Source organism: Streptomyces sp. SudanB182_2057 (genome assembly GCF_964272715.1).
Lineage (GTDB): Bacteria > Actinomycetota > Actinomycetes > Streptomycetales > Streptomycetaceae > Streptomyces > Streptomyces rubradiris.
Genome location: NZ_OZ186798.1, coordinates 3,271,898 through 3,294,955, shown reverse-complemented (window position 1 = coordinate 3,294,955; position 23,058 = coordinate 3,271,898). Strand labels below are relative to the sequence as shown.

Genomic DNA, 23,058 nt, shown 5'->3' with positions numbered 1-23,058 from the left:
TAGCATCTCGCCGAACACCGGGTCAACGGATCCGCCGTCCTGGCGATCGACAGGAGTCATCATCAACGACGCTGCTTACGCCTCGGTCGTCGCGCCCACGCGGCCCGTCCCGGACGTGGACGTGGCGGCGCTCGGCGAGTCCATGGTCACCTTCCTTCCCGCCCGCCCCGGCCGCCTCGCCGACGTCCCCTCCTTCCACCGGGCCATCGGCGGCGCCGAGTCCAACGTGGCCTGCGCCCTGGCCGCCTTCGGGCACCCGGCCCGCTGGGTCAGCCGGGTCGGCGCGGACGGCTTCGGCGACCACCTGGTGGAACGGATCGCCGGGTACGGCGTCGACGTCACCGCCGTCCGCCGGGACCCCGGCCGGCCCACCGGCGTGTACTTCCGCACCGCCGGCGACCGGGGCACGGGCGCGCACGAGGTGGCGTACTACCGGGCCGGATCGGCCGCCTCCGCCATGTCCGTGCGGAACGTGGACCTGGCGGCGGCCCGCGCGGCGCGGGTGCTGCACCTGTCCGGGATCACGGCCGCGCTGTCGGCTCAGTGCCGGGAGCTGCTGTACGAGCTGACGGCCCCCGGCCCCGGACGCCCGCTGGTGTCCTTCGACGTCAACCACCGGCCGGGGCTGTGGCGGGACGGCGCGGGCGCCGAGGTCCTGCTGGAGCTGGCCCGGCGCGCGGACCTCGTGTTCGTGGGCGAGGACGAGGCGGACCACGCCTGGGGGATCACCGGCGGACCGGCCGCCGTCCGCCGGCTGCTGCCCGAGCCGCGCGTCCTGGTCGTGAAGGAGGGGGCGCGCGGCGCCACGGCCTTCACCCCGGAACGGCCCGAGGGCACCTTCCAGCCCGCCCTGCACACCGCCGTCGTGGCCACCACCGGCGCCGGAGACGCCTTCGCCGCCGGCTTCCTCTCCGCCACCCTGCGCGGACTCCCCGACCGGGCCCGCCTGAAGTACGGCCACCTCTTCGCCGCCGCCGCCCTCACCGCCCCCGGCGACCTGGCCGCACCCCCCGCCCGCGACCACGCCGACCGCCTGGCCGCCCTGAACGACGGCGCATGGGAGAGACTTCGACTCGGCCCCGGCTGGACACGAGCCGAGCAGGCCGAGGAGGAGGCGAACATCCCATGAGTCAGACCGTCGACCGCGCCCTGAGCATCCTGCCGCTGCTCGCGGAGGGCCCCGCCGACCTGGGGCAGGTCGCCGACCGCCTCGGCGTGCACAAGTCCACCGCCCTGCGCCTGCTGCGCACCCTGCACGAACACGGCCTGGTCTACCGCCAGTCCGACCAGCGCTACCGCCTCGGCGCCCGCCTCTTCGCGCTCGCCCAGGAGGCGATGGAGAACCTCGACATCCGCGAGATCGCCCACCCCCACCTCGTACGGCTCAACGAACAGTGCGGCCACACCGTCCACCTCGCCGTGTACGAGGAGAACGAGGTGCTGTACATCGACAAGGTGGAGAGCCGCTACCCGGTCCGCATGTACTCCCGGATCGGCAAGCCGGTGGCCATCACCGTCGCCGCCGTCGCCAAGCTGCTCCTCGCCGACCTGCCCGAACCCGAGCGCCGCGCCCTCGCCGAGCAGCTCGACTACCCGCTGTACACGGCCCGTTCGACCCCCCATGCCGAGGCGTTCCTGAAGGAACTGGCCACGGTGCGCGAACAGGGCTGGGCCACCGACCTCGGTGGCCACGAGGAGTCCATCAACTGCGTCGCCGCCCCCGTGCGCGGCGCGGACGGCCGGGTGGTCGCCGCCATGTCGGTCTCCGCGCCGAACGTGGTCGTCACCGCCGAGGAACTCCTCAGTCTGCTCCCGCTGGTCCGCCGCACGGCGGACGCCATCAGCGGCGAGTACTCCGGAAGAACGCCAGTGAAGGGCACCCCCGCATGACCGAGAAGACCGCGCTCACCCCGAAGACCCACACCACCCCGCCCGCGAAGTTCTCGCACGGCGTGAAGAAGGGCAACATCCTCCAGGTCGCCGGCCAGGTCGGCTTCCTGCCCGCCGAGGAGGGCAAGCCTCCGACGCCGGCCGGCCCCACCCTGCGCGAGCAGACCCTCCAGACCCTCGCCAACGTCAAGGCGATCCTGGAGGAGGGCGGCGCGACCTGGGACGACGTGATGATGATCCGCGTCTACCTCACGGACGTGGACCACTTCGCCGAGATGAACGACATCTACAACGCCTACTTCGAGGAACAGGGCCTCACCCAGCCGCCCGCCGCCCGCACGACGGTCTACGTCGGCCTGCCGGCCGGCCTCCTCATCGAGATCGACGCGCTCGCCGTACTGGGCTGACGCCCGCCGCGCACCGCTGCCCGCCTCCCGTACGTCCACACGGCACGGCACCCTCCGGGGTGCCGTGCCGCGCTCCCCCCTGCCCGAAAGCACCATGCATTTACGAAGAGGACCCCCGTATGTCCTTTCCGCTCGCCGCGCCCACTCCCACCGCGCCACCCCACACCGGGGGCCTGCTCCTCCTGATCGACGGCACGCCCGGCCTGCTCACGGTCGCCGCCCTCGGCATGGCCCTCCTGCTCTTCCTGATCATCAAGGTCCGGCTCCAGCCCTTCGTGGCCCTCCTCGCCGTCTCCATAGCCGTCGGCCTGCTGGCCGGCCTCTCGGTCACCGAACTCTTCGGCACCGTCCAGCGCTCCGACGCCGTCTCCACCATCGAGTCCGGCATGGGCGGCATCCTCGGCCACGTCGCCATCATCATCGGCCTCGGCACGATGCTCGGCGCGATCCTCGAAGTCAGCGGCGGCGCCGAGGTGCTGGCCGCGCGCCTGCTGGCCCTGTTCGGCGAACGCCGGGCCCCGCTCGCCATGGGCCTGACCGGCCTGCTGTTCGGCATCCCGGTCTTCTTCGACGTGGGCATCTTCGTCCTCGCGCCCATCGTCTACGCGGCGGCGAAGCGGTCCGGCAAGTCGGTGCTGCTCTACTGCCTCCCGCTGCTCGCCGGCCTGTCCATGACCCACGCCTTCCTGCCGCCGCACCCCGGCCCGGTCGCCGCCGCCGGTCTGCTGCACGTCCAGCTCGGCTGGGTCGTCCTCATGGGCATCGTCTGCGGCCTGCCCGCCGTACTGGCCGCGTGGGCGTACGCCGCCTGGGCCGGAAAGCGGATCTTCGTCCCCGTACCGCAGGACATGGCGGAGGCCGCGGAGGAGGCGAAGCGGGCGGTGGCCGCCGAGCAGCGCGCGCAGGGCGTGACACCGAAGGAGACGCCGGTGCCCCTGGCCACGGTCCTGACCATCATCGGCACACCACTGCTGCTGATCCTGGCGGCCACGTTCTCCTCGATCGCCCTGGATCCCTCTCCGACGCGCTCGGTCCTGGAGTTCTTCGGCAACCCCTTCGTGGCCCTCACCCTCGCGCTGCTGCTCGCCTACTACCTCCTCGGCGTCCGCCGCGGCTGGTCGCGCAAGTCGCTGGAGACGGTGTCGACCGCCTCCCTGAAGCCGGTCGGCAACATCCTGCTGGTGGTCGGCGCGGGCGGGATCTTCGGCGCCGTGCTGAAGGCCGGGGGCGTCGCCCAGGCCCTGTCGGACACCTTCCACGACGTCGGCCTGCCGGTGATCGTCCTGTCGTACCTGATCGCGCTCGTCCTGCGGGTGGCCCAGGGCTCGGCGACGGTGGCGATCGTGACGACGGCGGGCATCGTCGCCCCGCTGCTGGCGGAGGGCGGGCACTCGCAGGCGTTCTCCGCGCTCGTCATCATGGCCATCTCGGCGGGCTCCATCTTCGCCTCGCACGTCAACGACGGCGGCTTCTGGATGGTGGCCAAGTACTTCGGCATCAGCGAGCGGGACACGCTGCGCAGCTGGACGGTGCTGGAGTCGGTGTTGTCGCTGGCGGGGTTCGCGGTGGCGGTGGTGGCCGGGGTGTTCGTGAGCTGACCGGTTCCACGGCGTGTTCGTGAGCTGACTGGTTACGGCACAGGGAAGTCGTCCATACTGCCGCCGTGGAGCAGCGCATAGGATCGAGCAGCAAGCCGACCGGGGCCGGGGAGCCGTCGAAGGCTGAGCCGGTGAAGGCCGAGCCCGTGTTGGGCGCCGGTTTCGACCCGGCCTTCGTGCCGGGGATCACGGGACCGACGCCGACCGAGGCGGGCCCGGTGTCCAAGGAGCCGCCGGGCCCGGAGGCCACCGAGGAGGCCCTCGGGGAGGCTTCCGGGGAAACCGTCGCGGAGACGCCCGAGGAGTCCGTCGGGGAATCACTGGAAGCCGCGGACGGCGACGGTCCGGACTCCGGCGAGCCGGACCCCGACGGGCCGGTCTTCGAGGCGGCGGACCGCCGGGCGCGGATCGTGGCCGACCGCAGGGGCGTCCGCCTCAGCCTGGACGAGGAGGCCTGCGACTTCCGCTGGGACGAGATCGCCGCGGTGGAGACGGAGACGCCCCGCTTCGGCAAGCGGTACACCGTCACCGTGCACACCCCTGACCGCCGCTGGTTCCCGATCGAGATCGAGGCGCCGGCCAGGGCGCGCTTCAAGGAGTGGGACGAGCGACTGGACGCGGTGCTCGACGCCTACTTCGAGGAGGCGTAGCCGCTAGGAGCAGTACTGGGCGGCCTTGCCGATCGACCGGTACATACAGTCGGCGTTCTCCAGCAGCTGCAACACCGCGTCCTTGTTCCGGGAGGTCTCCCGCTCGATGACTTCGTCGGGCGGGTAGAACCCGCCCCCGGAGGACGACGCCGGGTACATCTCGAAGGTGTAGCTGAAGATCTTCTGCGTACCCCACAGATAGTCGTCGATCGTGCCGTCGGTGATGTACAGGTCGCTGGACTGCTCGGCGGTGTACCCGTTGCTGGCGGCCATCTTCCGCCCGACGGCCTGGAACGCGGCGGCGTCGTCTGCGGTCATCCCGGTGGCGGTGTCCGCGTAGGTGTACCCGAACGGCCACAGCACCAGCTCGCTGTAGGTGTGGAAGTCGATCCCGGCCGTGATCTGCTGCTTGCCGCCGACGACCCGGCCGCGCACGAAGTCGGCGACCACCTTCACCTCGGGCGCCGACTCGGCGGCGGACCCGCGGTAGGTCTCGGAGGACGTGGACCCCGACGACCCGCCGCAGCAGCCCCACTTGTAGTTCCAGTTCCGGTTCAGGTCCGTACCCACGTTCGTGGAGCCGGAGTTGGGCTGCCGGTTCTTCCGCCACGACCGGTACGACCCGCTGGCGATGTCGTACTCGCCGCCGTCCGGGTTCAGATCGGGCACGATCCAGATCTCACGGCTGTTGACGAGGCCGGTGACGCGTGAGTCCGACCCGTATCCCGCGCCGAGTTCGCGCAGCAGGTAGAGGGCCATCTCCACGGTGAGGTGCTCCCGGGCGTGCTGGTGCGCGGTGAACAGCACCTCGGGCTCGTTCTCGTCGGTGCCGACGTTGTCGCTGACCTTGATGGCGACGATGTCCCGCCCTTGGTACGACTTCCCGATCACCCGCTTGTTCATGATGCCCGGGTAGGCGGCGAGCCGCTGGTCGATCTCGGCGTTCGCCTCGGCGTAGTTGTGGTACTTCGCGTCGGCGCTCGGGAAGTCGTAGAGCCGGGCCTGCCCGCGCTGCGGAGCGGCGCCCAGGGGCTGGACGTCGTACCCCATCCGGCGGAGCTTCTCGGCCTGCTCCGCCCGCCCGGAGACGACGACGCTCTCCTCGTCGGCCTCGTCGACGGTCACACCGGCCGACTGGATGGCCGTACGGGTCACGGGCGTGGTGCGCTGATGGATCTCGTACTGCCGGATGTCGTCGTCGGCCGCCTGGGCCCTGCGCGCACTGTCGGCGCCGGCCTGGTCGAGCCCGGCCGAGACCGGCGCGGCCAGCGCGAGGGCCAGCAGCGCACCGAGCGCGGCGGTCCGTCTGCGAAGTCGCATGAACGCTCCCTGTGGGGGTCGGAGTGGGTGTTCCCGTGCGACGTGCGATCACGAACCTCCGGGGGCCGTTCGTGGGGCTCCCTGCGGGCTCGCTGTGCGGGTGGCGCTCATGGTGCGGGCCGGGCATGCACAGGTCAAGTACACCGACGGGTACCTGACGGAAACCGGCCGGACCGCTTCACCCTTTGGGGGAGCGGCCCTTCAGCGCCTCGACGAAGGGGACGGATGACTCCTGCCAGGTGTCAGGGGTCAGCATGCTCACAGCTCCTTCGCCGGCCTGTGGATGAAGTCACGCGACCGGTCGGGTTCGAGTGACACCGCTTCTACCGCGGGTGATCCTGACGATGCGTTGGGGCGGTCGGTGGAGGCGGAGGGAGGGGCGGGGTCTGGGGCCGGTCGTGGCGTGCGCGGAGTACTGGGGGTGGCAGCCGTCGGCGAGGTTCGGGGACCGGGGGGAAGTACGTGTGGTGCGTGTTGTCCGCCCGCTGAGCGGAGGGCCATCAGCGGAACGGGATCGTGAGCCACGGGCTGCCGGGGTCGGACATCAGGATGCGATGCGCCGAGACCATGTTCTGGTACCAGTCGCCGAACTCCTCGTCGTCGAAGTGGAGGCAGCGGCCCAGGATGTAGCCGGCGGAGAAGTCCTGCCAGGACTTGTAGGACAGGGCGGCGGCCCGGCCGGCCTGGAGGACGGCGGACTCGGCCTCCTGGAGCGTGCCGAGGCGGGCTCCGAGCCCCCACCGGGCCATCTTCGAGGCGCGGCCGAGATCCCAGGCGTCGACGGACGAGACGTACTGGTTGCCGTCGAGCACACCGTCGGCACGCATCCGGGCCTCGTAGCGGGTCATGCGCCCGATGAGCCGCTGTACGCCCTCGATGTGCGCCTCGACCTCGGACGCGGGCCGGGGTTCGGTCTTGGTGACCCCGTCCTCCCCGACCACGACCGACCCCTCGGACCGGGCGCGGATGACGTTGGCGGCGGCCTGGCGCCAGTAGCCCGCGTCGACGTGGCCGCCGAAGTCGCGGGCGATGGTGCGGCGCAGGCCGAGGGCGAAGTCCCAGACGGAGCTGTGCTGTTCGCAGGCGAGGAGGTCGCGGAGGTAGTACTGCCACTGCTCGCGGGTGGTGATGCCCCACCACTCGTTCAGCCGCTTCCGCTCGTCCGGGTAGCCGGTGCCGTGCCAGGCCATGCTGTTCCAGAAGGAGCCGTTGTTGACGCAGAGGAGGGCACCGCAGGCGAGGCCGTGGGCGACGGGGCCGTGCAGGGGGCCGCCGACGCGGAGGGTGCGCAGCCGCATCGACCGGTCGCGCGGCGGGGCTTGTTCTCCGTACTGTGCCCAGGCCGCGGAATGCGGTGGCGCGGAGGGGAGAAACGCCTCGCACGGGCTGCCCGGATTGACGACGATCATCGGCGGATCGGTCGGCTGCCAGACCTTGGCGAACCACTCCAGGTGGTTCCAGTCGAACACGCGATGGGGCTCCGGGACGGGCAGCATGCCCTCGGTGTACACGGCCCAGATCCGCCCGCCGGCGACGCGCGGGTCATACCCGAACACGGCGTACGTAGCCCTGGGCGAGGCATCCGCCCCGCCCTTCTCTATCTCGAAGAACAACCGAGCCTGAGCAAGCGTCCCGAAGTACGCGACCCAGTCCCCCCGCCCCTTGGCCTCGAACAGGGCCTGCTCGACCTCCGACGGAGGAGTCCAGACGGGACCGGCAACAGGAGGAAAACCGGCAGGTGGCGGCCCGAACGACATGAAAACTTCCGCTCCTCTTTCCAGCTGTGGCGAGCCCAGGGTACTGACTGGAGACCTGGGTCGAGCGGGCCGTACACGTTCGTTGACGACGACGCGCGACCCAGTCCCGATGGATGGGCAGGGTAACGGGTGGGGATCGGCGCGAAGACCTGATGGCCCGGGTCTCATAGCACGTCCGACAACGCGGTTCGAAAGTCGTCCACCTCCCGCTGAATGTACGGTGATAGGTCGGTAAGCATGCGCACCGTCCCATCGAGATGGCGCGCCAGTTGTGGTGCGTTCCTCCAAACCGATTCCCGTCGAGTCAGCACCGCCGAGAGCAAGTCGTCGTCATACCAGCCGGCAGCCGCTTCCTGTGGTGCCGTTTCACGCAGGAAGTCCAAAGCAATAGGAAGCAGCCAATGAAGGCCGATATCTTGAGCGATCAGCCGACGTAGGTCCTCTACGGTGAGATCTTCGATGGCTCGCCGCCTCAGGTCGTGCACGTTGCGCACCATGGTCGTACTGTCTGCTGGAGGGGCAGGCCATCGATTGCCCTCCAGTTCTTCGATGGATCTGTTTCTGTCCACAAAATCCGAGAGCATGTGAACTCCAATCTCGGCCAGCTTAACGATGTCCAATCGAATGCAAGAAGCCGTTGAGGCGGTCGAGCTCTCCAATTACCTCTTTCCGTTTGGCGATCAGGACGTCGACTCCTCGGTCCGTCAACGTTTCAGGAGGACTATCAATTTCACGTTCAAGGACTCTTCTCACCCGATCCAAGCCGTCCCGCGCCTGCTTCAATTCCGCTATGTGATCGAACGGCGTTCCGTCGGCTTTCCGGGCGACCACCTCTCCGTTTGCCTCTCGCCTGGCCGCATCATAGTGGTTATGATTCGGTTGCGAGTTCACATCGCCAAGGGGGTCCTTCCTTATATTCTCGTATTTTTCAATGGCTCGCTGCGCAGCCGGTGACAGCCCCAACTTACGGCATTCATCAGGTGCGAGGCCCAGGGAGTCGGCCCAGCTGTGCGGGTTATGGACGTATGTGGCGGGGTTGCGCGCCGGGCCAAGACCGAGGGGGTCCGGCGTCAGATATCGGGCCGTTTCGGGGTCGTAGTGGCGGAAGTAGTTGTAGTGGAGGCCGGTTTCGGGGTCGTAGTACTGGCCTGGGAAGCGTAGGGGGGTGTAGGTCGTGCTGTTTGTTGACCACGCTGTTGTGCCCCAGAGGGTGCTGCGGGTGTGCCAGGCGATCTTGCCCTGTTCGTCCAGCAACTCGGTTGGGGTGCCGACGAGGTCGGTGATGATGGCGAAGAAGCGGGAGTCGATCTCCTCTTGGGATGCTTCCGCTGCGGTGATGCGTTCCGTTTGGGCGAGGGGGCGTAGGCCCTGGTGGTCCCAGGTCAGGGTGATCGGGTGGGGGAAGGCTTCAGAGGTTGTGGTTTGTTCGCAGAGGGTGGTGCCGTCCCAGGTGAAGTCCACCCGTTCCACGACCGTTTCGCCGTCCTCCGCCAGGCGGAGTTTGGCTGTGCGGCGGCCCAGGGGGTCGTAGGTGTAGCGCCAGCGGGTGCCGTCGGGGGTCACCACTGAGGTGAGGCGGTCTTCGGCGTCCCATTCGTAGTGCCAGGTGTCCGGCTTGCGGGACAGGCGGGTTTTCTGGCGCAGGGTGATGCGGCCGAGGGCGTCGTGTTCGTAGCGGACGTTGCCGGCCCGGGTGATGCGGGTGCCGGTGTAGGTGCGGGGGCCCGTCGACTCAGCTCCCGGGTGGGTCGCCGGCCAGGCGGCTTCGGTTTGGTTGCCTGCTTCGTCGTAGGCGTAGCGTTCCGTCCAGCCTGCCGCGTGGACCGCCGTCACCCTGCCCGTCGCGTCGAGGTCGAAGCGGCGGGTGCCCGACAGGTCGTCCTCGATGCCGGTGACGTTGCCGTCGGCCCGGTAGGTGTACGCCCGGTGCTGGACCCTCTGGCCCTGTGTGCCGGTCACCGACTGGGTCGTCAGGCGGCCCAGTGGGTCGAAGGTGTGGTGCAGGGTGATGGCCCCGGCGACCAGGCGCCTCAGTTCGTGTCCGGCCTCGTCGTAGGTGAAGTCGATCGGGCGCCCCGATGCCTGCATGCCTGTGACGCGGCCTGCCGCGTCGTAGGACCAGGTGGTCTTCGCTCCGGTCGGGGTGACCCGGCTGGTGCGGCGGCCCATCGTGTCGTAGGTGTACGTCACCGTTCGGCCGTCGACCGTTTCCGAGCGCAGGTTGCCGTGGCGGTCGCGGAGCAGGGTCAGGGTGGTGCCGTCGGGGCCGGTCGCGTGGGCGAGTTGGTCGGTCAGGTCGTAGGCGTACGTCGTGGTGCCGCCCGGCGTGGTCTTGCGGATCACCTGGCCCAGCGCGTTGCGGCTGAACGACGTCACTTCGCCGAGGGTGTTCCGCCTTGCCGTCAAGCGGCCTGCCGGGTCGTGCTCGTACGTCAGGGTGCGGTCGTCGAAGTCCGTCTCGGAGAGCAGGCAGCCGGCCGGGTCGTAGGTGTACTCCCAGGTCAGGCCCTGTGGGTTGGTGACCTTGGTCAGGCGTAGTTCGGTGTCGTGGGTGAATTCGTAGCGGTCGCCGTCCGGGCCGGTGCGGGCGGTCAGCAGGTCGAAGTGGGTGTATTCGAAGCGGGTGACGCCGCCGAGGGGGTCGGTGTGGGTGGTGCAGTTGCCCTCGCCGTCGTACGTCCAGGACTCCGTGGTGCCGTCGGGGGCCGTGCGGCGGGTCAGCCGGCCTTCGAGCGTCCACTCCAGGCGGGTGATGCCACCGAGTGGGTCCGTGATGGCGGTCGGGAGGCCGAGGGCGTTGCGTGCGTAGTGGGTGGTTGCGCCGAGTGGGTCCGTGACCCGCACGGGGAGGCCCGCGCGGTCGCAGACGACCGTGGTCGTGTTGCCCAGGGGGTCCGTTACGGAGGTCAGGTGGCCGGCCTGTGTGTAGGTGAAGCGGGTCGTCCGGCCGGCCGGGTCCGTCACCGACGTGCGGTTGCCCCGGGTGTCGTAGGTCTGGTGGATCGCCGTGCCGTCCGGGTGCACGACCTTCACCGGCAGGCCGAGGGTGTTGTACTCGGCTCTCGTCTCGCGGCCGTCCGGGCGGAGCACCCGCGTGGGGTTGCCCGTCTCGTCGTACTCGAACGCCGTCGTGTGGCCCAACGGGTCCGTCGTGGACAGCAGGCGGTTGTAGCGGTCGCGGGTGTAGCGGGTGGTCGCGCCGAGTGCGTCGGTCTCGGCGATCACTTGGCAGCGGTGGTTGATCAGGTAGTGGGTGGTGTGGCCGTGTGAGTCGGTGATGGTCGTGGTGTGTTCGCCGGTGTCGGGGTCCACCGGCGAGTAGGTGAAGGTGGAGGCCAGGTGGCCGGCGGCGCCGGACTGGTGGGTGCAGCGGTCCTGGTCGTCGTAGGCGTAGGTGAAGTGGCTGTCGTTGGTGTCGGTCCAGGAGGTCAGGCGGCCCTGGTCGTCGTAGCCGAAGACGGTGGGGCGGCCAGAGGAGTTGACGACCTCGGTGAGATGGCCGTCGGTGTAGCCGTAGCGGACGAGTACCTGGTCGGTGCCGTCGGTTGCCGCGCCCGCCAGGTGCAGCGCGGTGATTCTGCCCTCCGAGCTCGACAGCAGCAGCCGGTGACCGGCCGAGGAGGCGATCGCCAGCGGGGTGCCCCCGGTGTCGTACTCGAAGGTCAGCCAGTTGCCGTTGCGGTCGTCCAGTTGCTCCAGTACCGCCAGGTCCTCGGAGCGGTCGGCGAAGTGCCGTACCCGGCCCGACTCGGGGTCTGTGAGGGTGTAGCCGTCGTCCACCCGGTCCAGCGGCCAGCGCGGGCCGTGGCTGGGCAGGGTCGGCACGCCCGGGGCGGGGTGCGGGTAGGCGAGCGTCACCCCGTCCTCGCCCACGAAGACGACACCCGCCGCGTCGATCTCCAGGCGCTGGTCGAGCGTGGAGGACCACGTTGGGCCGAACCAGCCACCGAGCCGGTACGAGGACTCGAACTGGCGCTTGACGACCAGGGGCAGAATGCCGGGAAGCGAGACGTCGGTCTGCGGCAGCACCATCCGGCCGGTGGCGACATCGACGGGGTCCTTCTCACAGACCTTGTCGACCGGGCGCCGGGAGACATCCTCCGCGTTCTCCTCGACCGCGTTCCGGGCACCTTTGCGTGCCCCCTGCTCAGCGGCTTCCTCCATGCCCTTCTTCAACCCGAGGCGCAGCCCGCCGCGCGCCAGTCCCGCGCCCTTGCTCCCGACGAGTTCGGGAACGAGACGGCCGAGGAACTCGGCAGGGTCCTTGCGGAAGCTGTCCCACATGGCCTTCGCCGCCTGGTCCGGGTGGGCGGCGGTGGTGACCAGGCCGGTGAGCGTCATGCTGACGTTCTGCAGGTAGGCGGCGGGGTGGGTGAGGTTGTAGGGGTCGAGGGGATTCACGCCGCGGACGAAAGTGACCACACCGGCCGTGCCCTTGATCATGCCCCCGGCGAAGTGGGACAGCTCCAGGCTCGTGGCCACGGCCCCGTCCACCACCTCGGTTTTCAGCCGTTCCAGCGGCGGGGGCTCGGCCGGAGCGTGCGCCATAGCCGAGCGGACCTTGCCCTGCGCCTCGGTGGCGACGGTGTTGCGCTGCTCGCGGGCCTGGGCCAGCTTGTGCCGCGCGGCCTGGACATCGGCCTTGCCCGGGTCCTGGAATTCGGCGGGCCTGGACCCGGGGTCCTCGCCCGCCTCCGCCTTCGCGTTGTAGGCGGCGACCTTCTCCTTGTGGGCCTCGTACGCGTCCTTGGACGCCTTCACGCCCTTCTTGTAGAGGCGGACCGCTTCCTCGGCCTGGCCTTGCGCCCACTTCACCGTGTCGGCGTACGACTCCAGCGCGGCCGCCGCCGTCTCACATGCCTCCGCGGCCTGCGCCCACTTCGCGGGGTGCACGGCGAACTTCTCCCGGAACGCGTCCCCGCCCTCACCCCGCCAGCCGGAGGAGTCGACCTTCTTCAGCCCCTGGCCGACCTTGTCGAAGGCGCTGTGGAAGTCCCGCAGGTGCTTCGCGGCCTCACGGATCTTCGCCGGGCTGCCGTGGACGAGCTCGTTCGCCTCTTCACTCTCACCGAGCTGCTGCTCACCCGGCGTCGCTCCCAGGTCGGAGGCGACCCCGTCGCCCCAGTCCTCCACGACATCGGCCCACTCGTGCACCCCGAGCCGGTCGAGGCCGTCACCGATCTTGTCCGTGGTGTAGTCGACCCCTTTGCCCAGCAGCTTCTTCCCGCCGTCGACCAGGTCCTCCCCGCCGTCGAGGAGCTTGTTGGTGAGGTCTCCCAAGCCCATCAGCCCTCACCCCCCGGCTGGCCGGCAGCACGGGCACGAGCCTCGGGGGACGCGTCGAAGGCCTCGGCCAGCATCTCCTCGTACCGCTCACCCGAGATGCCGAACTTCTCCTGCATACCGGCCCGGTCCAGGCCCGGCAGGGCGGCCTGGTCCGAGGTCAGCATCTCGTACGAGGCGTCCTTCCAGCCCTGCCCGCTGTTCGCCCACGCCTGCCGGAACGACTCCTCGCTGTAATCCACACCCGAACCGGAGTCCACGATCTGATCCCAGCTCCTCTTCTGCACCTCTTCCTCGGAGGCGTAGGGATCGCCCACCACCGCGTTCCCGGCGACCTTGAAGGCACCCTTCACGTACTGGTCCGTCTCGTGGTACGTGCCCGCGGCCAGACCCGTCCCGGCCGCGAAATCGTTCCCCTCATTCACCAGCGCCCGAACCCCCCACTCCCAGCGCTCGCAGAACGACTGGAACTCATCCGTCAGACCCTGATGACCCAGCTCCAGACCCGACAACGCCAGCCCGGAAAAACCACGGCCGGCCCCCGCCCGGCTGTCCAAGCCCAGCTCCCGCAACTCCCCCAGCGCCTCGGTCAGCCCCTTCGCGATCAGATCCAGCCCCTGCGTCGTCAGGTCCTTGCCGCCGCCACCGGTCACCGCACGCCCCCCGTCCCGCCGTCGACGTCCACCGCCACCGCATCCGGCACGATCCCCCGCACCGGGGGAAAGAGCACCCCGTCCGCACCGTCCGCACAGTCCAGCGCCACCCCGCACGGCACCCCCACCGCCGGCACCGCCGCGTCCAGCAACCGCGCCCCCAGCCACCGCTGGTACACCCACTCACGCGCGCCCTCACCCCGCGCCAGGGCGAATCGCGCCAACGCCCCCTCGTCCGAGAACGCGTAGAACCAGCGCACGCCGCCGAAATCCGCCGTCAAAGGCGCGCCGTCCTCATCCACCGGAACGAGCACCGCCGTACGCCGGAACTCGCCCAGCAGCACCGCGAACCCACGCTTGCCGCGTGCGGTCCCCTCGGTCCGCTCCGGCCGGCCGGGCCCGGGCGTGTCCATGTAGTCGTACAGGCGTGACCTGCGAGCATGCTTCGCCGAGACGGCTTCTCCCCCGTGTTCGGACATGACCGGGATCATCACACCCGTCCCGTGGCGGGTCCAACGCGACAGCCGGCCGAGGGATCGAGTCCGGCCACCCCAGGGCACGCGACGGCGCCCGGACCGTGGGGTGGTCCGGGCGCCGGGGGAGGGGCAGGGCTGGTTACGGGAGGGCGTGGACGTGGGCTCCCACGCTGTTGGACCAGGCGTTGCCCGAGGTCGCGTCCCAGTTGGTGGACCAGGTCATCGCGCCGCGCAGGTCGGGGTAGGTCTTGGACGGCTTGAAGGTGCCGCAGTTGACGGCCTTCGTCAGGCAGTCCAGGGCGTTGTTGACGACCGCCGGGGCGACGTAGCCGCCGCCGGCCGCGCGGGTGGAGGCGGGGAGGCCGAGGCCGACCTGGGACGGGGACAGGCCGCCCTCCAGCTGGATGCAGGCCAGCGCGGTGAGGAAGTCGACCGTGCCCTGGCTGTAGACCTTGCCGTCACAGCCCAGCATCGAACCGCTGTTGTAGTACTGCATGTTGACGACCGTCAGGATGTCCTTGACGTTCAGGGCCGTCTGGAAGTACGAGTTCGACGTCGACTGCATGTCGATCGTCTGCGGGGCCATCGTGATGATCAGGGACGGGCCCGCCTTCGCCGACAGCGACCGCAGGGCCTGCGTCATGTACGTCGCGTTCAGGCCGTTCTCCAGGTCGATGTCGACGCCGTCGAAGCCGTACGTCTGCATCAGGCCGTACACGGAGTTCGCGAAGTTCGTGGCCGAGGCGGCGTCGTTGACGGACACCGAGCCCTTCTCGCCGCCGACCGAGATGATGACCTTCTTGCCGGCCGCCTGCTTGGCCTTGAGGTCCGCCTTGAACTGGTCGACCGTGTAGCCGCCGAGGCCGGCCGAGTCCAGGTTGAAGGTCACCGCGCCCGGCGTGGACGTGGCGTCCGCGAAGGACACCGCGATGATGTCGTAGGCCGACGGGACGTCCGACAGCTTCTGGACCGTGGCCCCGTTGTTGAAGTTCTGCCAGTAGCCGGTCACCGCGTGCTTGGGCAGGGAGCCGCCGCCCCCGCCGCCCGGGCCGGCGGTCGTCGCGCCCTTGACCGCCGCCGACTTCGCCGACTCGCCCGCCGCGTTGGTCGCCGTCACCTGGAAGGAGTACGACGTCGAGGCCGCGAGGCCGGTCACCGTCGCCGACGTGCCCGACACCGCCGTCACCTTCGTGCCGTCGCGGTAGACGTTGTAGCCCGTCGCACCGGACACCGCCGACCAGGACAGGGAGACCGAGGAGGACGTCGAGGAGGACACGGCGAGGCCGGACGGGGCCGCCGGGATCGTCGGGTTCGGGTTGCCGCTCCCGCCGCCGTCGGGGCCGTAGACGGAGAGGTCGTCGGCGTAGTAGGCCGCCTGGCCGTACCAGCCGTGGGTGTAGACCGTGACCGAGGTGGTGGAGGAGCCGGTGGTGAACGACGTCTGGAGCTGCTTCCAGGACGGTGTGTCCGGGGTCCAGGTGGAGACGTCCGTGGTGCCCGTGCCCGTCACGCCCAGGTAGGAGTAGCCGCCCTGGACCCACGCGCTCAGCGTGTACGTCGAACCGGGCTTGACCGCGACCGTCTGCGAGCACTTGGCGGTGTCCTGGCCTGCCGGGGTCGCCTTCAGGGCGCTGCTGCCGCCGTGCACGGGGGAGGTGACCGTCGCGCCGCTGCCGGCCGTGCACGTCCAGTCGGCGAGGCCCGACTCGAAGCCCGCGTTCCGCACGTTGTTCACGTCCGCCGCCGAGGCGGGGGAGGCCGCGGCGAGGCCCGCGACCGAGAGGGCCAGGGCGGTGGCGGCGGACCATGCCGCGAGGCGTCGTCCGGTGGGTCTGGGTATGCCTGGTGCGCGGTCCACTGAAGCCTCCGGTGGGGAGTCGGACGGGGAGAGAAGGGGGAGAGAGAGGACGGTGGCCACCGCTTGCCCTACAAGTTGGTCCAGACCAATCGGGGTGTCAAGAGGTCCAGACCAAGTTGGTTCCGGGTCGGCCGCTCAACCTGTCCTGGTTTGGCGGGGCTTGCGGCGGGAGAGTTCCCCACCGGCTTCCCTCACGCTGTTCTCCCGGTCATACGGCCGTGGATACAGTGCTCGGGTAGTCACGCAATGAAGTCGTCCCGGCGCACCGGAGTGACCCCCGGTGGGCCGACGGATGTGAAGAGCGGAGAGCTGCGCGTGCCAACAGCCATTGCCGTGACCAGCGCCGACATGGCGCTGCCGGCGCAGGACGAGCGGACCGTGCCCGCCGTCGTGCTGACCGGACTCGACCGCGGGCCGCTCGACGAGGGCCTCGCCGGACTCCACCGGCTCACCGAGCAGCACGGATACGTGGTCGTCGTCTGTTCCGAGGCCACCCCGGAACCGGTCGTCCGGCGGCTGCACACCCTGCGCGCGCTGCTGGAGAGCGACCGCGTCGCCCTGTTCCGGCCCGCCCTGCCCCCGCTCGGCGTCGCCGTCCTGGCCCGGCAGTTGCGCCAGCTCGCCTCCTGCGACCTGAGTCCGGGCGTGCTCGCCTGCGCCGGACGGCTGCTCACCCACTACATCCACGCCGGCGCCGTCCTCGGCTCGGTCGCCCGGCTGGACCGGGTCCCGGTCGGGCTGAAGGCACACGCCAGGTCCTGGGTGCCCGGCAGCCAGTTCGCCGTCCTCGCCCACCCCGAACCGCAGGTGGTCAGGGTCGGCCCGGAAGCCACCCTGAAGGGGCCGGACTTCGGCACCTGGATGCTGGTCGCCAAGGGGCAGGCGCACAGCGACTGGGTCGCCGGCCTCGGCACCCGGTGGGGCGTGCACGGGCTGCGCGAGGCCCCGCTGCCCGCCGAGTCCCCGGTGTGGTGGGGGACCGGCCGCCTGGTCGAGTTCTGCGGCTACCTCGCCGACCTGTCCGTCCTCTACCAACTGGTCACCTCCGTACGGCAAACCCGCTGTCACTGGTGCGGCCTCGACGTCATCGGTGACCGCTGCGTCTTCTGCCGCGCCACCGCCCGAGCCCCTGCGACACCCCGCGCCCTGGAATCGCGAACGCCCGCCTGACCCGCGCGAACCCGTCCCGTCCCGCCAGAGCCGATTCCCCCGATGAGGTTGCACGGTCCATGAACTCCCGTCAGCGCCGCGGCGTGTTACTGCTGATCCTGTCGGCCCTGTGCGCGCTGGGCGCGTTCGCCGGCGTGCTCTCCTTCGTCCACGACGTCAACACCAAGGTCGGGCCCGAGACCACCGCCTACCGGGTCAGGTCCGAGGTGAAGCCGTACACCACCCTGGACGCGGACCAGTTCGAGAAGGTCGAGATGCCCCGGCGGTGGCTGTCCGGCAACGCCGTCACCGACCTGGCGCAGATCCGCGGCAAGATAGCCGTGACCACCCTGCGCGCGGGCTCCCTGCTCCAGACCGACATGATCGTGGACCGGCCCGCCCTCCAGCCCGGCCAGCAGGAGGTCGCCATCATGGTCGACGCGGCGACCGGCGTGGCCGGGAAGATCACCCCCGGCTCGCGCGTCAACGTCTACGCCACCTTCGAGGGACGCAAGGAGGGCGACCCCGACCAGTCGAAGATCATCGTCACCAACGCCCGGGTCCTCGACGTCGGCCGGATCACCGTCCTCGACCCCGACGACGACAGCCGCCGCCGGCCCACCGACGCCGTCCCCATCACCTTCGCGCTGTCCACCCTCGACGCCCAGCGCATCACCTACGCCGAGTCCTTCGCCCAGCGCGTCCGGCTCGCGCTCGTCGCCCCCGGCAGCGAGACCAGCGTCCCCGACCAGGACCGCACCTACGAACTCGCGACGGACAAGTGAGAGGCGGCCATGCCCACCAGGATCCTCCCGGCCGGCGCGGACCCGGACGCCGTCCGCTCCCTCACCACCCTGCTCGGCCAGCTCCCCGACGCCGAACCGCAGCCCCCGGTCACCGACTCCACCCAGCTCGTGGACACCCTCGCCCGGCTGGCCGCCGAGTCGGTCGAGGAACTGCCCGAGGTCGTCGTCGTCCACGAACGCATCGGCCCCGTACCGGCACTGGAGCTGATCCGCGAGGTCGCCCTGCGCTTCCCGGCCGCCGGCGTCGTCCTCGTCACCAGCGACGCGAGCCCCGGCCTGTTCGCCGCCGCCATGGACTCCGGCGCCCGCGGCCTGGTCGGGCTCCCGCTGTCGTACGAGGAACTGGCCGGCCGGGTGCAGGCCGTCGCCCAGTGGTCGGCGGGGGTACGCCGCCACCTCGGGCACGGCGCCGAGACGCCCGCCGGGCCCGGCGGCACCGTCGTCACGGTCAGCGGCGCCAAGGGCGGCACCGGCGCCACGCTGACCGCCGTCCAGCTGGCCCTCGCCGCCCAGGCGTCCGGCCGCGCCACCGCGCTGGTCGACCTGGACCTGCAGAGCGGTGACATCGCCTCCTACCTGGACGTGCAGTTCCGCCGGTCGGTGGCCGACCTCGCCGCCATCACCGACATCTCGCCGCGGGTCCTGGCCGACGCCGTCTTCCGCCACGACACCGGGCTCGCCCTGCTCCTCGCGCCCGCCGAGGGCGAACGCGGCGAGGAGGTCACCGAGCGGGCCGCCCGGCAGCTGGTCGGCGCCCTGCGCTCGCGCTACCAGGCCGTCGTCGTGGACTGCGGCGCCCAGCTGAGCGGGGCCGGCGCGGCGGCCGTCGAGACGGCCGACACCGCGCTGCTGGTCACCACCCCCGACGTGATCGCCGTACGCGCCGCCAAACGCGCCGTACGGATGTGGGACCGGCTCCAGATCCGCAAGGCCGAGGAGACCACGGTCGTCGTCAACCGGCACACCCGCGGTACGGAGATCCAGCCCGCGCTGGTGCAGCGCATCACCGGCACCGCGCTCGCCCGGACCGCCGTACCCGCGGCCTACAAGGAGCTGCAAGGGGTCGTGGACGCCGGACGGCTGCACGATCTCGACGGCAGGAGCACGGTGAGGCAGGCGCTGTGGGCGCTCGCGGCGGAGCTGGGGCTGGCCGAGCCGGGGCAGCAGCCCTCCCACCGGGGAACCGGCCGGGCGGCGGTGACCTTCAGGCGGCGGAAGGAATGAGCGGCGCCATGAGGAGACCGGACGGGGACCGGGGGCAGGTCAGCGTCGAATTGCTCGGCATGACCCCGCTGATCCTGCTGACGCTGGTGCTGATGTGGCAGGCCGTGCTGGTGGGCTACACCTTCACGCTCGCCGGGAACGCCGCCGACGAGGCGGCGCGGGCCGCCACGGCGGCACCCCGGGGCGGCGCCCGGCAGGCCGCCTGCGCCGAGGCCGGGCTGAGACACCTGCCGGGGGCCTGGCGCGGGGCCGCGTCGGTGCGGTGCGGCACCTCCGGGTACGTCACCGCCGACGTCTCCGTGAAGGTCCCGGTCCTCTTCCCGGGCGTGATCTCCTTCCCCGCCACCGTGCACGGCCACGCCGGGGCCGTGGAGGAGGTGACGCGCTGAGATGCCGTACCGCCGGGCAGACACCGGGAGACGGCCCCGCGACCGGGGTCAAGTCGCCCTCGAGTACCTCGGGTTCATCCCCGTCCTGCTGATCGTCGGGCTCGCCGGTGTCCAGCTCGGAGCCGTCGCCTACGCCGCCGAACAGGCCGGCACGGCGGCCCGGGCCGGGGCCCGCGCCGCGTCCCTGGACCAGCCCTACGCCCGGGCCTGCGCCGACGCGGTGAGCGGCGTGCTGGACGTGTCCTGCTCGGCCGCCGAGGGCGCCGGCACGGTGACCGTCACCGCCACCGTCCACATCCCCGCCCTCGTGTGGGACCTGGGCGATGCCACCAAGACCGCGACCATGCCGCTCGACCACTGACAAAAGGAGGCGACGAACCCATGAGCCTGCGGGCACGCATCAGCGCTCCGGAGGAGCACGGCAGCCGGGGCGAGGACGGACGCCTGGTCGCCTCCTACCGGGCCAAGCTGCTGGAGGAGATCGACCTCGCGGAGATGGGCGCGCTGGCCGCCGCCGAACGCCGGGCGCGGCTGGAGCGGGTGCTCGGGCACATCATCAGCCGCGAGGGACCGGTCCTGTCGACCGTCGAACGGGCCCAGTTGATCCGCCGGGTGGTGGACGAGGCGCTGGGCCTCGGCATCCTGGAACCCCTCCTGGAGGACGCGTCCATCACGGAGATCATGGTCAACGGCCCCGACGCGATCTTCGTGGAGCGCGGCGGCCGGGTCGAGCAGCTGCCCCTGCGGTTCGTCTCCGCCGACCAGCTGATGCAGACCATCGAGCGGATCGTGTCGACCGTCAACCGCCGCGTGGACGAGACCCACCCGATGGTGGACGCCCGGCTGCCCTCCGGCGAGCGGGTCAACGTCATCATCCCGCCGCTGTCCCTGACCGGCCCGGTGCTCACCATCCGCCGCTTCCCGCGCTCCTTCACCCTCCAGGAGCTGATCGGCTTCGGCTCGCTGGACGAGCACATGGTGTACCTGCTGGCCGGCCTGGTGCAGGCCAAGTTCAACATCATCGTCTCGGGTGCCACCGGCACCGGCAAGACCACGCTGCTGAACGCCCTGTCCGGGCTGATCCCGCCGCACGAACGCATCATCACCATCGAGGACTCCGCCGAACTCCAGCTCCAGCAGAGCCATGTGGTCCGCCTGGAGTCCCGGCCGCCGAACGTGGAGGGCAAGGGCCAGGTCACCATCCGCGACCTGGTCCGCAACTCGCTGCGCATGCGGCCCGACCGGATCGTGGTCGGCGAGGTCCGCGGCGGCGAGTCCCTGGACATGCTCCAGGCCATGTCCACCGGCCACGACGGCTCGCTGGCCACCGTGCACGCCAACAGCGCCGAGGACGCCCTCACCCGGCTCCAGACCCTCGCCTCCATGTCCGACGTCGAGGTGCCCTTCGTCGCCCTGCACGACCAGATCAACAGCGCCGTCGACGTCATCGTCCAGCTCACCCGGTTCGCCGACGGCGCCCGCCGCATCACCGAGATCGCGCTGCTCGACAGCCACGGCGGGGAGCCGTACCGGCTGGCCACCGTCGCCCGCTTCGAGGCCCGGCCGATGACCCCGGACGGCCGGGTGCACGGCGCCTTCCGGTACTTCCCGCTCCCGCGCCGCACCGCCGACCGCCTCTACATGGCGAGCCAGCCCGTCCCGCAGGCCTTCGGCGTGGCCCGCTCCGCCGACCAGCTCGCCACCAGAGAAGCCAGGTAGGACCCCCACCATGTCACCGAGCACCCTCGCCCAGCTCGCCACCGGCACGACCCTGCTGGCCTGCGCCCTGGCCGTGGCCGGCGTGCACGCCTACGCCTCCGGCCGGGCCCGGCGCGCCGCCCTCGTCGACCGCCTCGCGCACACCGGCCCGCCCCCCGCGACCGGCCGTGGACACCGCTTCGCCGCCCTGGACCGGCGGCTGCGCCGCACCCGCTTCGGCCGCTGGCTGGAGCGGCGCCTGGCGGCCACCGGCCTGGGCGTCACCCCCGGTGAGTTCTTCGCCGCCATGCTCGCCGCCGTCGCCGCGCTCTGGCTGATCGGCCAGGCCGCCCTGGCGCCGTTCTTCGGTCCGCTCGCCGGGCTCCTCGGCGTCGGCGCGGCCCTCCAGTTCCTCAACTGGCAGCGGCAGAAGCGGATCGAACGCTTCATCGGCCAACTCCCCGAGCTGGCCCGCATCCTGGCCAACGCCACCCACGCCGGCCTCGCCCTGCGCACCGCGATCGGCATGGCCGCGGAGGAGCTGGAGGCCCCGGCCGGCGAGGAACTGGCCAAGGTCGCAGACCAGTTGGCCGTCGGCCAGTCCCTGGAGGACGCCCTCGGCGAGCTGGCCGACCGGCTGCCCTCCCGGGAACTCGTCGTCCTGGTCACCACGCTGGTGCTGTCCAACCGGGCGGGCGGACAGGTGGTCTCGGCGCTGCGCAACCTGACCGAGACGCTGGAGGAGCGCAAGGAGACCCGGCGCGAGATCCGCACCCAGCTCTCCCAGGTGACCATGACCTCGTACGCCGTACCCGTTCTCGGGGTCGGCGCGTTGTTCCTGATGAACGGCGTCAAGGACGGCGCGCTCGACCGCATGACCGGCTCCCCCGTCGGCCAGGCGTGCGTGCTCGTCGCGTTCGTCATGTACGCCGTCGGCTTCGTCCTGATCCGCCGGCTCAGCCGGATCGACGTCTGAGGGAGGTGACCCGTGGAGTTCCTGCTCGCCCTGCTGACGGGCGCCGGCGTCTGGGGCGTCTTCGCCGGCCTGCGCATGTACCGCGCGGACGCCCGGCTCCCCGCCGACCTCGCCGTCGCCCTGGAGGTCGGCGCCACCCGCACCGGCGTGGTCGGCTCGGTCGTCGACCGCCTCGGCATGCGCTGGGCGCCGCTGGTGCTGCGCCTGATGGGCCCGCGGCTGGTCGCCCGCTACCGCCGCAGGATCGACCTCGCCGGCAACCCCGGCGGGCTGACCATCGACCGCTACGCCGCCCGCCGCGCGGTCTACGGCGTGCTGGGCGGCGTCGGCTTCCTGGTGTTCCTGCTGCGCGGCCAGTGGTTCGTGGCGCTGCTCCTGCTGGCCTTCGGGGCGCTGTGGACCGAGGTCGGCCTCTGGTCGGCGATCCGGGTCCGCAGACAGGTCATCGAACGCACCCTGCCCGACTTCCTGGACGTGCTGGCCGTGGTGGTCAGCGCGGGCCTCGGCTTCCGGCAGGCCCTGGACCGCGTCGCCGCCCGCTACGAGGGCCCCTGGGCCGACGAACTGCGCATCACCCTGCGCCAGATGGACCTCGGCATGAGCCGCCGCCAGGCCTTCGCGGAGCTGCGCCGGCGCAACGACTCCGAGCAGGTGGCGATGTTCGTGACGGCGTTGCAGCAGGGCGAGGAGCTGGGCGCGCCCATCGTGGACACCCTGGTCTCCCTGGCCAAGGACATGCGCCGCACCGACGCCCAGAACGCCCGCCGCAAGGCCGCGCGGGCGGTGCCCAAGGCCACGCTGATGATCACCACGTTCATGGTCCCGGCGACGATGCTGCTGCTGGGCGCGGGCCTGCTGCTCGGCTCCGGCGTCGACTTCGGCTCGCTCACCGGGAAGTGAGGACGGACGTGACGACGATGGGGG

General features: G+C 71.0%; 20 protein-coding genes. 13 read left to right on the top strand and 7 right to left on the bottom strand.

What is annotated here, in order from left to right; genetic code table 11:
* The first annotated feature begins 61 nt into the window (after positions 1 to 61).
* From ACSURM_RS14010 to ACSURM_RS13990, 5 genes are all read left to right on the top strand, one after another.
* Positions 62 to 1,129, top strand: coding sequence for a sugar kinase (locus ACSURM_RS14010; protein ID WP_436961082.1), 1,068 nt, complete (start codon positions 62 to 64; stop codon positions 1,127 to 1,129).
* Complete coding sequence (locus tag ACSURM_RS14005) at positions 1,126 to 1,890, top strand: IclR family transcriptional regulator (protein ID WP_189751084.1); 765 nt, start codon at positions 1,126 to 1,128, stop codon at positions 1,888 to 1,890. Before ACSURM_RS14010 ends, ACSURM_RS14005 begins: the two co-directional genes overlap by 4 nt.
* Positions 1,887 to 2,297: a RidA family protein gene (locus ACSURM_RS14000; RefSeq protein ID WP_249491295.1), complete on the top strand. Its 411-nt coding sequence runs from the start codon at positions 1,887 to 1,889 to the stop codon at positions 2,295 to 2,297. Before ACSURM_RS14005 ends, ACSURM_RS14000 begins: the two co-directional genes overlap by 4 nt.
* 119 nt (positions 2,298 to 2,416) lie before the next feature.
* Positions 2,417 to 3,895 carry a GntP family permease gene (locus tag ACSURM_RS13995; RefSeq protein ID WP_436955314.1) on the top strand — a complete coding sequence of 493 codons (1,479 nt, stop codon included), beginning with the start codon at positions 2,417 to 2,419 and terminating at the stop codon, positions 3,893 to 3,895.
* A 65-nt stretch (positions 3,896 to 3,960) separates the two neighbouring features.
* Positions 3,961 to 4,545, top strand: a complete 585-nt coding sequence (locus tag ACSURM_RS13990) for a hypothetical protein (protein ID WP_436955313.1) — start codon at positions 3,961 to 3,963, stop codon at positions 4,543 to 4,545.
* A gap of 3 nt (positions 4,546 to 4,548) precedes the next feature.
* On the opposite strand, the gene ACSURM_RS13985 is transcribed toward ACSURM_RS13990, so the two are convergent.
* The 7 genes from ACSURM_RS13985 to ACSURM_RS13955 form a co-directional block, all read right to left on the bottom strand.
* A complete protein-coding gene (locus ACSURM_RS13985; RefSeq protein WP_436955312.1) occupies positions 4,549 to 5,865 on the bottom strand; it encodes a M14 family metallopeptidase in 1,317 nt (438 codons plus the stop codon).
* Between the two features lie 500 nt (positions 5,866 to 6,365).
* Positions 6,366 to 7,622, bottom strand: a complete 1,257-nt coding sequence (locus ACSURM_RS13980) for a DUF1266 domain-containing protein (RefSeq protein WP_436955311.1) — start codon at positions 7,620 to 7,622, stop codon at positions 6,366 to 6,368.
* Between the two features lie 164 nt (positions 7,623 to 7,786).
* Positions 7,787 to 8,206 carry a contact-dependent growth inhibition system immunity protein gene (locus ACSURM_RS13975; protein ID WP_436961080.1) on the bottom strand — a complete coding sequence of 140 codons (420 nt, stop codon included), beginning with the start codon at positions 8,204 to 8,206 and terminating at the stop codon, positions 7,787 to 7,789.
* Between the two features lie 22 nt (positions 8,207 to 8,228).
* Positions 8,229 to 12,908: a putative T7SS-secreted protein gene (locus tag ACSURM_RS13970; protein WP_436955310.1), complete on the bottom strand. Its 4,680-nt coding sequence runs from the start codon at positions 12,906 to 12,908 to the stop codon at positions 8,229 to 8,231.
* Complete coding sequence (locus tag ACSURM_RS13965) at positions 12,908 to 13,558, bottom strand: hypothetical protein (protein ID WP_436955309.1); 651 nt, start codon at positions 13,556 to 13,558, stop codon at positions 12,908 to 12,910. Before ACSURM_RS13965 ends, ACSURM_RS13970 begins: the two co-directional genes overlap by 1 nt.
* Positions 13,555 to 14,037, bottom strand: a complete 483-nt coding sequence (locus ACSURM_RS13960) for a hypothetical protein (RefSeq protein WP_436955308.1) — start codon at positions 14,035 to 14,037, stop codon at positions 13,555 to 13,557. Before ACSURM_RS13960 ends, ACSURM_RS13965 begins: the two co-directional genes overlap by 4 nt.
* Before the next feature lie 136 nt (positions 14,038 to 14,173).
* The gene (locus ACSURM_RS13955) at positions 14,174 to 15,892 is read right to left on the bottom strand and encodes a chitinase (RefSeq protein WP_436955307.1); all 1,719 of its coding nucleotides are present in this window, start codon (positions 15,890 to 15,892) and stop codon (positions 14,174 to 14,176) included.
* 315 nt (positions 15,893 to 16,207) lie between these two features.
* Here ACSURM_RS13955 and ACSURM_RS13950 point away from each other — a divergent pair, with 315 nt between their 5' ends.
* Genes ACSURM_RS13950 through ACSURM_RS13915 form a run of 8 tightly spaced genes read left to right on the top strand, consistent with a single transcriptional unit; the run spans position 16,208 to position 23,034 of the window.
* The gene (locus ACSURM_RS13950; protein WP_436955306.1) at positions 16,208 to 17,062 is read left to right on the top strand and encodes a hypothetical protein; all 855 of its coding nucleotides are present in this window, start codon (positions 16,208 to 16,210) and stop codon (positions 17,060 to 17,062) included.
* Positions 17,063 to 17,121: 59 nt separating this feature from the next.
* Positions 17,122 to 17,826, top strand: a complete 705-nt coding sequence (gene cpaB, locus ACSURM_RS13945; protein WP_436955305.1) for a Flp pilus assembly protein CpaB — start codon at positions 17,122 to 17,124, stop codon at positions 17,824 to 17,826.
* Between the two features lie 9 nt (positions 17,827 to 17,835).
* Complete coding sequence (locus ACSURM_RS13940) at positions 17,836 to 19,071, top strand: AAA family ATPase (RefSeq protein WP_436955304.1); 1,236 nt, start codon at positions 17,836 to 17,838, stop codon at positions 19,069 to 19,071.
* Positions 19,072 to 19,079: 8 nt separating this feature from the next.
* Positions 19,080 to 19,460 (top strand): TadE/TadG family type IV pilus assembly protein, encoded by a 381-nt coding sequence (locus ACSURM_RS13935; protein WP_436955303.1) that lies wholly within the window; start codon positions 19,080 to 19,082, stop codon positions 19,458 to 19,460.
* 1 nt (position 19,461) lies between these two features.
* Positions 19,462 to 19,821 carry a TadE/TadG family type IV pilus assembly protein gene (locus ACSURM_RS13930; RefSeq protein ID WP_436955302.1) on the top strand — a complete coding sequence of 120 codons (360 nt, stop codon included), beginning with the start codon at positions 19,462 to 19,464 and terminating at the stop codon, positions 19,819 to 19,821.
* 20 nt (positions 19,822 to 19,841) lie between these two features.
* On the top strand, positions 19,842 to 21,179 hold the full coding sequence (locus ACSURM_RS13925) for a CpaF family protein (protein ID WP_436955301.1): 1,338 nt from the start codon (positions 19,842 to 19,844) through the stop codon (positions 21,177 to 21,179).
* A gap of 10 nt (positions 21,180 to 21,189) precedes the next feature.
* Positions 21,190 to 22,134 (top strand): type II secretion system F family protein, encoded by a 945-nt coding sequence (locus ACSURM_RS13920; protein ID WP_436955300.1) that lies wholly within the window; start codon positions 21,190 to 21,192, stop codon positions 22,132 to 22,134.
* A 12-nt stretch (positions 22,135 to 22,146) separates the two neighbouring features.
* Positions 22,147 to 23,034: a DUF5936 domain-containing protein gene (locus ACSURM_RS13915; RefSeq protein WP_436955299.1), complete on the top strand. Its 888-nt coding sequence runs from the start codon at positions 22,147 to 22,149 to the stop codon at positions 23,032 to 23,034.
* Positions 23,035 to 23,058 lie beyond the last annotated feature (24 nt).